General features: G+C 41.3%; 17 protein-coding genes and 2 pseudogenes. 12 read left to right on the top strand and 7 right to left on the bottom strand.

Annotated features, from left to right (window positions below; genetic code table 11):
* The 7 genes and pseudogenes from ACB088_RS18360 to ACB088_RS18390 form a co-directional block, all read right to left on the bottom strand.
* Positions 1-951, bottom strand: a complete 951-nt coding sequence (locus tag ACB088_RS18360) for a metal-dependent hydrolase (protein WP_375037655.1) — start codon at positions 949-951, stop codon at positions 1-3.
* A 124-nt stretch (positions 952-1075) separates the two neighbouring features.
* The gene (gene yihA / locus ACB088_RS18365; RefSeq protein WP_092710353.1) at positions 1076-1852 is read right to left on the bottom strand and encodes a ribosome biogenesis GTP-binding protein YihA/YsxC; all 777 of its coding nucleotides are present in this window, start codon (positions 1850-1852) and stop codon (positions 1076-1078) included.
* A 100-nt stretch (positions 1853-1952) separates the two neighbouring features.
* Entirely contained in the window at positions 1953-2390 is a 438-nt protein-coding gene (locus ACB088_RS18370; RefSeq protein ID WP_004639536.1) for an Rrf2 family transcriptional regulator, read from the bottom strand.
* A gap of 87 nt (positions 2391-2477) precedes the next feature.
* Positions 2478-3242 carry a globin domain-containing protein gene (locus tag ACB088_RS18375; RefSeq protein WP_375037656.1) on the bottom strand — a complete coding sequence of 255 codons (765 nt, stop codon included), beginning with the start codon at positions 3240-3242 and terminating at the stop codon, positions 2478-2480.
* A gap of 2 nt (positions 3243-3244) precedes the next feature.
* A pseudogene (locus ACB088_RS18380) lies at positions 3245-3396 on the bottom strand (hypothetical protein).
* The gene (locus ACB088_RS18385) at positions 3386-4933 is read right to left on the bottom strand and encodes a helicase HerA-like domain-containing protein (RefSeq protein ID WP_375037657.1); all 1548 of its coding nucleotides are present in this window, start codon (positions 4931-4933) and stop codon (positions 3386-3388) included. Before ACB088_RS18385 ends, ACB088_RS18380 begins: the two are co-directional and overlap by 11 nt.
* Before the next feature lie 43 nt (positions 4934-4976).
* Positions 4977-6167, bottom strand: coding sequence for a PLP-dependent transferase (locus tag ACB088_RS18390; RefSeq protein ID WP_375037658.1), 1191 nt, complete (start codon positions 6165-6167; stop codon positions 4977-4979).
* Between the two features lie 168 nt (positions 6168-6335).
* On the opposite strand from ACB088_RS18390, the gene ACB088_RS18395 reads away from it, so the two are divergent.
* The 12 genes and pseudogenes from ACB088_RS18395 to rpsQ all read left to right on the top strand — a co-directional run bounded on the left by ACB088_RS18395 (position 6336) and on the right by rpsQ (position 12344).
* Positions 6336-7064: a type 1 glutamine amidotransferase gene (locus tag ACB088_RS18395; protein WP_307012150.1), complete on the top strand. Its 729-nt coding sequence runs from the start codon at positions 6336-6338 to the stop codon at positions 7062-7064.
* Between the two features lie 252 nt (positions 7065-7316).
* Positions 7317-7628: a 30S ribosomal protein S10 gene (gene rpsJ, locus ACB088_RS18400; RefSeq protein ID WP_000070912.1), complete on the top strand. Its 312-nt coding sequence runs from the start codon at positions 7317-7319 to the stop codon at positions 7626-7628.
* Between the two features lie 58 nt (positions 7629-7686).
* On the top strand, positions 7687-8325 hold the full coding sequence (gene rplC, locus ACB088_RS18405) for a 50S ribosomal protein L3 (RefSeq protein WP_004639526.1): 639 nt from the start codon (positions 7687-7689) through the stop codon (positions 8323-8325).
* 11 nt (positions 8326-8336) lie between these two features.
* Entirely contained in the window at positions 8337-8939 is a 603-nt protein-coding gene (rplD, locus tag ACB088_RS18410) for a 50S ribosomal protein L4 (protein WP_003653663.1), read from the top strand.
* Positions 8936-9256: a 50S ribosomal protein L23 gene (rplW, locus tag ACB088_RS18415; RefSeq protein WP_003653662.1), complete on the top strand. Its 321-nt coding sequence runs from the start codon at positions 8936-8938 to the stop codon at positions 9254-9256. The genes rplD and rplW overlap by 4 nt, the downstream gene beginning before the upstream one ends.
* A gap of 11 nt (positions 9257-9267) precedes the next feature.
* Positions 9268-10092, top strand: coding sequence for a 50S ribosomal protein L2 (rplB, locus tag ACB088_RS18420; RefSeq protein ID WP_004789629.1), 825 nt, complete (start codon positions 9268-9270; stop codon positions 10090-10092).
* A gap of 13 nt (positions 10093-10105) precedes the next feature.
* The gene (gene rpsS / locus ACB088_RS18425; protein WP_001138119.1) at positions 10106-10381 is read left to right on the top strand and encodes a 30S ribosomal protein S19; all 276 of its coding nucleotides are present in this window, start codon (positions 10106-10108) and stop codon (positions 10379-10381) included.
* An 11-nt stretch (positions 10382-10392) separates the two neighbouring features.
* Complete coding sequence (gene rplV / locus ACB088_RS18430) at positions 10393-10722, top strand: 50S ribosomal protein L22 (RefSeq protein ID WP_004639524.1); 330 nt, start codon at positions 10393-10395, stop codon at positions 10720-10722.
* A 1-nt stretch (position 10723) separates the two neighbouring features.
* Positions 10724-11540 (top strand): annotated as a pseudogene (gene rpsC / locus ACB088_RS18435) (30S ribosomal protein S3).
* Complete coding sequence (gene rplP, locus ACB088_RS18440; RefSeq protein WP_002049688.1) at positions 11480-11893, top strand: 50S ribosomal protein L16; 414 nt, start codon at positions 11480-11482, stop codon at positions 11891-11893. Before rpsC ends, rplP begins: the two are co-directional and overlap by 61 nt.
* Complete coding sequence (rpmC, locus tag ACB088_RS18445) at positions 11893-12090, top strand: 50S ribosomal protein L29 (RefSeq protein ID WP_000849928.1); 198 nt, start codon at positions 11893-11895, stop codon at positions 12088-12090. Before rplP ends, rpmC begins: the two co-directional genes overlap by 1 nt.
* Positions 12087-12344: a 30S ribosomal protein S17 gene (gene rpsQ / locus ACB088_RS18450; protein ID WP_001291845.1), complete on the top strand. Its 258-nt coding sequence runs from the start codon at positions 12087-12089 to the stop codon at positions 12342-12344. The genes rpmC and rpsQ overlap by 4 nt, the downstream gene beginning before the upstream one ends.
* Positions 12345-12409: the final 65 nt, after the last annotated feature.

Raw genomic sequence — 12409 nt, forward strand, 5'->3', positions numbered from 1 at the left:
TTAAGCAGCTTGAAGTTCTGCTCTTTTTGCTGCTGGAGATTGAGATAAGTAACCTACAGCATCTTCAGTGCTACCTTCTTTGACTGGATCATACCAAGGCATGAGGTAATCAATTTGCTGGGCAATAAGCCAGAGTGGGTTAGGTAAAACCTGATTATCTTTTCGGCTAATTTTGTACCACTCTAAAGTAACCCACACTGGAAAAAATCTAGATTTAGCCGCATCTGCAAAACGTGGATCTTGTTTCATAATATGTGCAGCGCCATCTACCCATAATCCAAGTACAAGTGTGATAACAGCAAGACTCATATAGTAACGTGGAATATAGCCGCCACCAAGATGACGATATAAATCAAAGGCAACCGTGCGGTGTTCAATTTCTTCTGAACCGTGCCATTTAATCAGATCCACCATTTCTGGATCTGCGCCTAGTTCTTCCCATCGCTCGTTATATAACGCATATTTACCCAATACGCAGGTCATATGTTCAACAGTTGCAATAACTCCTAAACGGAATAAATCCCACTGTTTTTCTAAAATTTTTGGAACTTCTCTATCAAAAGGTTTATCTGCCAAAGCGATAGTAAATAGATAATTCATAATGTCCAGATTTCTCTGGATATCAATATTACGTGCGCTTAAATATTCTTTGTTTGCAGAAGTGTGGGCATTGGCATGCATAGCTTCCTGACGGATAAATGCCTGTACATCCTGCTTGAGTTTTTCATCTGTGATTTGCGGTAAAACCTTATTATACAAACGGCAAAACCAGAACTCTCCAGCGGGCAAGATATTATTAATTTCATTAATAAAATAACTTGCGAAAGGCTGGTTAGGAATCCAGTCGACAGGGGTATCTTTCCAGTCAAATTTTACTTTACGTGGAAGAATTTTATAATCAATAGAAGAGCCTAAAGCCTTGGCCTTCAAAAAAGATAACAATTTCATCATTTAGTCCTGATTTTTAACTCGATGAAGTTAAGAATGAGTATAAAAAAAGCCCCTACATTTGTGTTTAGCAATAGGGGACAATTGAGTATAAATTTAATGAAGAAATTGTATCTGTGAGGATAATTTAGCTTTCAGCATCCTCATCTGTCGCTTCAGGGATTGAATCGACATCAAATTCGGGCTGTTGATCAAGCGTAAAATGCAGGCGTCCACCCATGACACTTGCAAGCTCTTCCAAACCTAATTTATTAAGTGAAGAGAAAAGCTGGATAGAAAAATCAAGCTTCATTTTTTTAAGTTGCTGTTTAACTTCAAGTAATACTTTATTTGCAGGACCGCGATTAAGTTTGTCTGCTTTTGTTAATAGAATATGAACAAAGAGATGACGTGAATAAGCCCATTCCAGCATCATCATGTCAAAATGTTGTAGAGGATGGCGAATATCCATAAGTAGCACTAAGCCTTGTAAGCTTTGGCGATGGATCAGATAGTTTTCTAATTCCTTTTGCCACACCTTTTTCATATCTTCAGGTACAGCTGCATAACCGTAACCTGGAAGATCGACTAAGCGCTGATCTGGGTTACCTAGACTGAAAAAGTTAATCATCTGGGTACGGCCTGGCTTTTTAGAAGCGCGGGCAAGTTGTTTCTGATTGGTTAATGCATTAATCGCACTAGACTTACCAGCATTTGAGCGCCCTGCAAAAGCAATCTCGTAGCCGCTATCTTCAACACAAAGTGCCAATTTAGGTGCACTCATTAGAAACTCAGCTTGGCGTAACCAGTTTAGTGATTGCACAGCATAGGCTGTGATCGCCGGATCTGGTGCTTTTTCATAGCTGATCTTTTGTTTGGGTGCGAGTCTGGCTTTGGTGTCTTTCGATTTTTCACTACGACGCATAAAAAATAACTTTTTAGATGAGAGGGCTCGTGCCTAGTATAAAGGAGCTTGGTTATTCTTGCTAATTTTCAATAAATCTACTTATGAAAATCAATAGAAGTCAGATTTGTAAAAAGGCAATAGGAGAGTCAGGTGGGGCAGACTTTGACTGTTGCAAAACCTCTCCAAGCGTGTATTGGTCTAGACTTTGGTAAAAGCTTTCTAAAGCTTGGTCAAGAATACCTTTTAAACCACAGTGACTTCGTAATACACAAGGCGGTGTATTGCATTCAACGATTTGATTGTCACCCTGTAATATTCGAACAATTGAACCTAAATTTGAGTTAAGTGCATCTGGATTTAAGCGAATTCCACCGCCTTTTCCACGAATGGTAATAATCCATTCCTGCTTACCCATGAAGTGAACAACTTTAACCAGATGGTTTTGTGAAACATGCAAATCTTTCGCGATTTCTGCAATCGTGTAGGGTGCATCACTTGGGCGTGCAACATACATTAATAGTCGTAATGCATAATCGGTAAATTTATTAAGCTGCATGATCACCAAAAATGGAAGAGATTAAAAGGATGATCATCTTAGCCTGAAAGTCTAAATAAGAAAACTTTCAGGCAAGAGGTTTTTATATTAGAGCGTTAAAGGCGCTGAAACTTGAACTTGATCGCCAACTCTATAATGTTCAAGCAAGATGTTTGAAACTGAGAATTCAGTATGGTTTTCTTCAGGCTGAACTTCAAAATGATATGAGTTGTTTTCCTGAGCTTCTGTAAATTTAAAAGCTTTCGGTTGTTCAAGCTGCTCATCTGGAACTTGCACTTTAACAGAGATAAAAGCATTTGCAGGTCCACTAAGTACGTCTTCATGGTCAGTTGCTTTTAAGGTGAAACGTTTGCCAGATTCAAGAGGATCAATTTGAGTAATTTCAAATGAACGCCATCCAGCCCATCCACCATTTAAGTTTTTAAGTTGTTCATATTTTTGTTTTTCAACGCCAATTAGAATATCTGCCAATTGTAAATAAGCCTGTTTCCACGCCTCAATAAGTTCTGATTCAAATGGCACGTTGAGTACTTCACTAATTGAATGAAGTAAGTTGTCGCCAACAATTGAATATTGGTCTGGTTGAATATCTAAGCTCACATGTTTAGTCGTAATACGCTCAACTGCTTTCGCTAAAACAGTAGGGTTCTCAATATTTTCTGCATATGCAAGAACGGCAGCTGCAAGAGCACGAGGTTGACGTAAGCTAGTTTGGTCATCCAAGTTAAAAACATTTTTTAATTCAGGATTGTTATTAAGCATACGCTTATAAAAGTATGTGGTCAGCGTAACGCCGTGTTCACGTAAAACAGGTACTGTAGATTTAACGAGTTCGATTTGTTGTGGAGTCATGGCTAGACCTTATTTATCTGGCTATATAAGATGTATTTAAAATACATCTTTAAAAAAACAATCGCAATAGATTTTTTATAAAAACCATAAAAAAATTAGGGAATATAAAATTCCCTAATTTAAAACTGATATATCGAAGAAAGTTATTTACCAAATAGTGAACCCAGCAGGCCCCTTACTAATTTTTGACCTGTACTTCCCCCTAGACTGCGCGCGGCACTTTTTGCAAAAGTACCCACAATATCTTGCGTAAGTTTGGCTCGTTCACGTGCTGCTCGTTCTTCTTCTTTTTGCTGTTCACGTGCTAATCGTTCTTGTTCCTTTGCTTGCTGCTTTGCTAGGGTTTCTTGCTCTTTTTCTTGTTGTTTAGCAAGTTCGGTATTTTGTTGTTGTTGCTCACGTTCAGCGACTTTATTTTGTAGCATTTCATAAGCGCTATCACGATCTACAGCTTGTTCATAAATACCAGCAATAATACTTTTTGAGATTAGAGTTTGGCGCTCTTCTGGAGTGATTGGTGTAAAAGCAGAGTAAGGAGGCATCACCCAGCCACGTTCTACAATTTGTGGCGTACCTTGTTCATCAAGACAACTAATTAGCGCCTCACCAACAGCCAGTTCGGTAATGGCTTCATCAACTTTAAAGTTTGGATTGGCACGGAAAGTATCTGCTGCGGTTTTTACTGCTTTTTGATCTTTAGGGGTAAATGCCCGTAGCGCATGTTGAATACGATTGCCAAGCTGACCGAGAACACTTTCTGGTAAATCGAGTGGATTCTGAGTAATAAAATAGATGCCAATACCTTTAGAGCGAATTAAGCGTACAACTTGCTCAATCTTTTCTTGTAATGCTTGACTGGCATTGTCAAATAATAAGTGAGCCTCATCAAAGAAAAACACGAGTTTAGGTTTGTCCATATCGCCAACTTCTGGAAGCTGTTCAAATAACTCCGAAAGCATCCATAACAAGAAAGTGGCATATAGCTTAGGCGTATTCATGAGCTTGTCAGCAGCAAGAATATTGATATAACCATGTCCATTTGCATCGGTTTGTATAAAGTCTAGAATGTTTAAAGCCGGCTCACCAAAAAATTGTTCTCCACCTTGGTCGGCAAGAGCAAGTAAGTTACGCTGAATAGCGCCTAAGCTAGCTGGAGATAAATTGCCATATTCTGCTTTAAACTCTGCTGCGTGTTCACTAACGAAGGTGATCATGGCTTTTAGGTCTTTAAAGTCTACTAACAGTAGGCCCTGATCATCCGCAATTCGAAAAACTGCAGCTAATACACCTTCTTGAGTATCATTTAAATTGAGCATACGAGCCAATAAAATTGGCCCAATCTCAGAAATAGTAGTGCGAATAGGGTGGCCTTGTTGGCCGAACAGATCCCAGAAAACGACAGGGTTAGCAGCAAAAGGAACGCTATCAATCTGTAATAATTTGAGACGTTCATTAAACTTATCTGAAGCCTCACCTGATTTTGCGAGACTCGAAACATCGCCTTTAGCATCGGCAAGAAATACGGGAACGCCGATTCGAGAGAAATTTTCTGCTAGAACTTTCAAAGTAACTGTTTTACCTGTACCTGTCGCACCAGCAATCAGGCCATGGCGGTTAGCAAACTGAGAAAGCAAAACAATTTCTTTTGATGTGTCATTAAGATTTTTAGCAATAACAATCGGTGTACCCATATATTTTTATCCTTTGGTTCGAGCCACTATAATGTTGTCGTTTTTACAGTTGTTTCAGTGCATTTTCGATATCTTGAATTAAATCTTGCGGATCTTCCAGTCCTATACAGAAGCGAACTAATAAACCTTGTTGTAAATGTGTATTCTCAAGTTTCCTCATCATTTTTAAATCATAAAGCATGATCAGGCTAACTGGTCCTCCCCAACTAAATCCAAGTTTAAATAACTCTAATGCATCGCAAAAGCGACGTACTGCGGTAATGTCATAATCTGGTTTGAAAATAACGCTGACTAAGCCAGCACTTTGACCATTTGTGCAGATTTCTTGCCAATATTGATGGCCTGGGGCGGTCTCATCACTTGGATGTAGAACTTGTGCAAAGTGAGGTTGGTCCTTTAGCCACTTAAGTAAAGTTTGCGCATTGGTTGACTGTTGTTGATAGCGTAAAGACATATGAGCTAGACTGCGTTGGACTTGAGCCGCATCATCTCCTGAAACTGCAATACCTAAAATGGCGTGCGTACGGAACAGACGATGATGGAGTTTATCATCACGAGTTACAATGCTACCCATTAAGATGTCACCGCCACCGCTCGGATATTTGGTTAGAGCATGGACGGTTAAGTCGACTGATAGATGTTCATCTGAAAAATTAAAAGCATTAAAGGCAAGCCCAGCTCCCCAGGTGTTATCTAAGGCTGTTAATACACCATGTTTTTTAGCTTTTTTGACTAGATTTTTAAGATCAGGGAATTCTAAAGTAACCGAACCCGCAGCCTCCAACCATAATAGTTTACTTCTTTCAGTCGGTTGAAAACTTGAAGCATCAATAGGGTTATATACTTTAACAATAACGCCATATTGATTTTGTAGATGATTTAAATGTTCTAGATTCGGTCCATAAATGTTGTCTGGGACCCATACTTCATCATTAGTGTTTAAAAATGCTGAGTTCACAACATTAATTGCTGATAGGCCACTTGGTGCAAGCAAACAATGCAGCCCACCTTCAATTTGCGCAATATTGTCGCCTAAGGTGAAGGTGGTCGGGGTGCCATGCGTGCCATAGCTATAGTCGTAATCATCAGTCCAATGGCGATCAAAAAGGTGCGAAGTTGATTTAAAAATAATAGTGGATGCACGAAATAAGGGTGGTTGCACTGTTTCGATAAATTGCGGAGCCTTTCTTGGTGCGTGAATGAGGCGAGTCTGGAAGTCGTTATGCTTTTTCATAGTGCGTTGCATTTTAGATAATAAAGTTAGATTAAGAGAAATTTAAGTTCTTCGCTAGATTTACGAAGTTTTATAAGACGTTTCGTTACAGTAGACCCATAAAATAAAAACTTGGCTTTATTTTTGCAAAGACCACTACAACATTCTAACAACAATAGGTTTAAGCGCATGAAGTCGCATTTACGAGTTCACTATTTTCAACATATTGCAGGTGAGGGATTTGGAAGTTGTTACTCATTTTTAAAAGCCCATCACGCGACCATTAGCTCTACGGAGTTCTTTGCACTTCCGGTTGATCGATCACTTGAAATAGAGGCTTTGCCTAGAATCGAAGAGGTTGATTTATTACTGGTTATGGGTGGAACGATGAGTGTAAATGATGAGGCAAATTTTCCATGGCTTAAGATAGAGAAAAGATGGTTGCGCCGTTATTTGGCAGCAGGAAAGCCTGCTATTGGCCTTTGTTTAGGGGGGCAACTGATTGCTAATGCATTGGGCGCGGCGGTGAGCCGTAATCGCTATCAGGAACTTGGCTGGTCAACGGTCCAGAGAGTTGCAAATTTACCTCAAGAAAGCTTTCCGTTACCTGAAAAGATAAATGTTATGCAGTGGCATAGTGAGACATTTGAAATACCTAAAGGCGCTATACATTTGGCGGAGAGCAGAGCTTGTCGCAATCAGATGTATCAGATTGGAAAAAATGTGCTTGGTTTTCAGTTTCATCCAGAGATGACACCAGCAGCTTTAGAGCTCTTACTTGAAGATGAAGAGGAGTTGTCTATTTTTGACGGAGAATATGTTCAATCTACGCGTGAACTACAGTATTCAGAAGCACAAAAATTTGAGCAAGGTAATCAACTCCTAAATAAAGCTATTGAGTTTGTAATAAATACCTAGATGAGCTCTGAATACTCGATCAAAGCAGGTTTTGTGGAGAAAATAGAAAAAGAGAATTGCATAAGACTTAAACAATCGTTATAATGAGCGACCCTCAATAGGAGGGGCATTTGCTGCGAAGAAAGTGGTAAATGTGCATTACAGTCGTGGCATCGATCATGACCTTAGTGATTTTCACTGCCTTTGACACTTACCAATGGGTGAGATGCGTCAAGGGTGATTCTTTATATGTTTGGCTTGGAGTTTACTGGTATGTCTAACCAGAGAATTCGTATCCGTTTGAAGTCTTTTGATCATCGTCTGATTGATCAATCTGCTCAAGAGATCGTAGAAACCGCTAAGCGTACGGGCGCACAAGTTTGTGGTCCAATTCCGATGCCTACTCGCATCGAACGCTTCAACGTTCTTACTTCACCGCACGTTAACAAAGATGCGCGTGACCAGTACGAAATCCGCACCTACAAACGTTTGATCGACATCGTTCAACCTACAGATAAAACTGTTGATGCATTGATGAAATTAGATCTTGCGGCTGGTGTTGATGTTCAGATCGCTTTGGGTTAAGGCTTTCGGTTGATTAACTTTTAAGTTAATTAGGCCGCTTTTTTAGAGGTTTATGCACATGGCTATTGGTTTAGTCGGTCGCAAATGTGGTATGACTCGCATCTTTACAGATGCAGGTGTTTCTGTACCTGTTACAGTCATCGAAGTCGATCCAAACCGCATTACGCAAATCAAAACACTTGAAACTGATGGTTATCAAGCTGTTCAAGTAACTACTGGTGAACGTCGCGAATCTCGCGTAACTAACGCTCAGAAAGGTCACTTTGCGAAAGCTGGTGTTGCTGCTGGTCGTTTGGTTAAAGAGTTCCGTGTTACTGAAGCTGAGCTTGAAGGTCGTGAAGTTGGCGGTACTATTGGTGTTGATTTGTTCACAGTTGGTCAAGTTGTTGACGTAACTGGTCAATCAAAAGGTAAAGGTTTCCAAGGTGGTGTTAAGCGTTGGAACTTCCGTACCCAAGACGCTACTCACGGTAACTCAGTTTCTCACCGTGTATTAGGTTCTACAGGTCAAAACCAAACTCCTGGTCGCGTGTTCAAAGGCAAAAAAATGGCTGGTCACTTAGGTGATGAACGCGTAACAGTACAAGGTCTTGAAATCGTATCTATTGACGCTGAACGTTCTGTTTTAGTTGTTAAAGGTGCAATTCCTGGTTCAACTGGCGGTGACGTGATTGTACGTCCTACCATCAAGGCCTGAGGGGAAATACCGTGAATTTGAAAACTGTTTCCGGCTCTGCTGTTGAATTGTCTGAAGTTGCTTTCGGACGTGAATTTAACGAAGCTCTTGTACACCAAGTTGTTACTGCTTATTTAGCAGGTGGTCGTCAAGGTACTCGTGCTCAGAAGTCACGTGCAGACGTTTCTGGCGGTGGTAAAAAACCATTCCGTCAAAAAGGTACTGGTCGTGCTCGTGCGGGTTCTACTCGTAGTCCTATCTGGGTTGGTGGTGGTAAAACTTTTGCTGCTCGTCCACAAGATTGGTCTCAAAAAGTAAACCGCAAAATGTACCGCGGTGCAATGCAATGTATCTTAGCTGAACTTGTTCGCCAAGATCGTCTTGTATTAGTTGAAGAGTTTGCTATTGCAGCTCCAAAAACTAAAGAATTGCTTGCTAAGCTTGGCGATTTAAATGCCGCTCGTGCATTGATCGTTACTGAAGCTGTAGATGAGAACTTATATCTTGCAGCACGCAACCTTCCGCATGTAGATGTGGTGGATGCAACTGCAATCGATCCTGTAAGCTTGATCGCGTTTGATAAAGTTGTTATGTCTGTAGCTGCTGCTAAGAAAATTGAGGTAGAACTCGGATGAACAACGAACGTATCTATCAAGTCCTTAAAGGACCAGTCTTCTCAGAAAAGGCACAAGTTTTAGGTGATACTGTTGGCGTTCAAGTATTTAAAGTAGATATTAATGCTACTAAACTTGAAGTTAAAAAAGCAGTTGAAAAACTTTTTGGCGTAGAAGTTGTTAAAGTTAACACTACTATTACTAAAGGTAAAACTAAGCGCTTTGGTAAAACATTGGGACGTCGTTCTGATGTTAAAAAAGCATACGTCACCCTGAAAGCCGGCCAAGATGTTGAAATGGCTGACTTGGGCGATACCGCTGAAAGCGCAGCGGAATAAGGACGAAAATTATGCCGATTCAAAAATGTAAGCCAACGTCTCCAGGACGTCGCTTTGTAGAGAAAGTGGTTCATGATCACCTTCACAAAGGCGCGCCTTACTCACCGTTGGTTGAAGCAAAAAAACGTACTGGTGGTCGTAATAATAACGGTCACATTACAACTCGTCACGTTGGTGGTGGTCATAAGCAACACTATCGTATCGTTGACTTTAAGCGTAATAAAGACAGCATCCCAGCTGTTGTAGAGCGCATTGAATACGATCCTAACCGTACAGCACATATCGCTTTGTTGAAATATGCTGATGGTGAGCGTCGTTATATCATTGCACCTAAAGGCTTACGTGCTGGCGATAAAGTACAATCTGGTAACGATGCTCCAATTCGTCCAGGTAACTGCTTGCCACTTCGTAACATGCCGATCGGTTCTACACTTCATAACGTTGAACTTAAAATCGGTAAGGGTGCGCAATTAGCGCGTTCTGCTGGTGCTTCTGTTCAGTTGTTGGGTCGTGATGGTTCTTACGCAATTGTTCGTCTTCGTTCAGGCGAAATGCGTAAAATTCATGTTGAATGCCGCGCTGTAATTGGTGAAGTTTCTAACCAAGAAAACAACCTTCGTTCATTGGGTAAAGCTGGTGCTGCGCGCTGGCGTGGTGTTCGTCCTACCGTACGTGGTATGGCGATGAACCCAGTTGATCACCCGCACGGTGGTGGTGAAGGGCGTAATAAAGGTATTCAACCTGTAAGCCCATGGGGTCAAAAAGCTAAAGGGTACAAGACACGTACCAATAAGCGTACGACTAAGATGATTATTCGCGACCGTCGCGTCAAGTAAAGGAATCTGACTAATGCCTCGTTCTCTGAAAAAAGGCCCATTCGTCGATGCGCACTTGTTCGCTAAGGTTGAAGCGGCTGTTGCTAGTAACTCTCGCAAGCCGATTAAAACTTGGTCTCGTCGTTCGATGATCCTTCCAGATTTTGTTGGTTTAACAATTTCTGTTCATAATGGTCGTAATCACGTTCCAGTAATTGTTACTGAGCATATGGTTGGTCATAAACTCGGTGAATTCGCGCCAACTCGTACCTATCGTGGTCACGGTGTTGACAAGAAGTCTAAACGTTAATAGGTGTCATGATGGAAGTAACTGCTAAATTACGCGGTGCCGCTATCTCGGCACAAAAGGCACGTTTGGTTGCAGATCTTATTCGCGGCAAATCTGTTGCGCATGCTTTAAATATTTTAAACTTCAGCAATAAAAAAGCTGCTGTTTTAGTAAAAAAAGCATTGGAATCTGCGATTGCAAACGCTGAACACAATAACAGTTTAGATGTTGATGATCTTAAAGTTTCTACGATTTACGTTGATGAAGGCGTTAGCCTTAAACGTATTATGCCACGTGCTAAAGGCCGTGCAGATCGTATTACTAAGCGTACTTGTCACATCACCGTTAAGGTAGGGGTTTGATATGGGTCAGAAGGTTCATCCAATCGGTATCCGCCTAGGTGTTGTGAAACGTCATAACGCTAACTGGTATGCGAGTCCGAAACAATACGCTGAATACTTGCTTAAAGATCTTCAAGTTCGTGAGTTTTTAAATAAAAAACTTAAGAATGCGATGATCAGCAACATTCTTATCGAACGTCCATCAGGCGCTGCTAAAGTAACAATTAGCACAGCTCGTCCTGGTATCGTAATCGGTAAAAAAGGCGAAGATATTGAGAAATTACAGCGCGAACTTACTAGCATTATGGGTGTTCCTGCGCAAGTAAGTATCAACGAAATTGATCGCCCAGACTTAGATGCGCGTTTAGTTGCTGAAGCAATTGCTTCTCAATTAGAAAAGCGTGTAATGTTCCGTCGTGCTATGAAGCGTGCGGTTCAAAACACTATGCGTGCTGGTGCTAAAGGTATCAAAGTTGAAGTGTCTGGCCGTTTAGGTGGTGCAGAGATTGCTCGTACTGAATGGTATCGTGAAGGTCGTGTACCTTTGCATACATTGCGTGCAGACATTGACTATGCAACTGTGCGTGCAGAAACAACTTACGGTACGATTGGTGTTAAAGTTTGGATTTTCCGTGGCGAGATTTTAGGTGGCATGAAACAAGTCATGAACCCTGCTCCTGCTGAAGATCGTCCAGCTAAACGTGGTCGTGGTCGTGGTGAAGGTCAAGAGCGTCGTGGTCGTCGCGGTGACCGTGCTGCTGACAAGGGAGAATAATCCATGTTGCAACCTAAACGTACCAAATTCCGTAAGGTGCACAAAGGCCGTAATACTGGTCTAGCGCATCGTGGTAGTACAGTATCATTTGGTTCGATTGCAATTAAAGCAACTGAACGTGGTCGTATGACTGCGCGTCAGATTGAAGCTGCACGTCGTACTATTAGCCGCCGTATTAAGCGTGGTGGTAAAATCTTTATTCGCGTATTCCCGGATAAGCCAATTACTCAAAAGCCTCTTGAAGTGCGTATGGGTAAAGGTAAGGGTAGCGTGGAATACTGGGTTTGCCAGATCCAACCAGGCAAGATCCTGTACGAAATTGAAGGTGTGAACGAAGAATTAGCGCGTGAAGCATTTGCTTTAGCTGCTGCTAAACTTCCGTTTAAAACCACTATCGTGACTCGGACGGTAATGTAATGAAAACTAAAGATTTACGTGAAAAGTCGGTAGAAGAGTTGAAAGCTTTGCTTGATGAGCAACAGCTTAACCAATTCCGTCTTCGTATGGCGAAAGCAACTGGTCAGTTGGGTAAATCGCACGAAGTGCAAGTTGCTCGTAAGACAATTGCTCGTATTAAGACACTCCTTACCGAAAAACAGGGGAACGGACAATGAGTGAAAAAACAGTCCGCACGTTAACCGGCAAAGTCGTAAGTGACAAAATGGATAAATCTATTGTTGTTCTTATTGAACGCCGCGTTCAACACCCGTTGTATGGCAAGTCAATTCGCCGTTCAACTAAGTTACACGCTCATGATGAGAATAACGTCGCTAAAATTGGTGATGTTGTGACCATTAAAGAAAGCCGCCCAATTTCTAAAACTAAAGCTTGGACTTTAGTGGAAGTAGTTGAAGCAGCTGCTGAGTAATTCGACGTTCTTGTTGCATCATCGGTCAATTTCGAGTACTCTTTGAGCCTTTCGAAATTGTGACC

This window comes from Acinetobacter sp. RW6 (assembly GCF_041956835.1).
GTDB lineage: Bacteria > Pseudomonadota > Gammaproteobacteria > Pseudomonadales > Moraxellaceae > Acinetobacter > Acinetobacter calcoaceticus.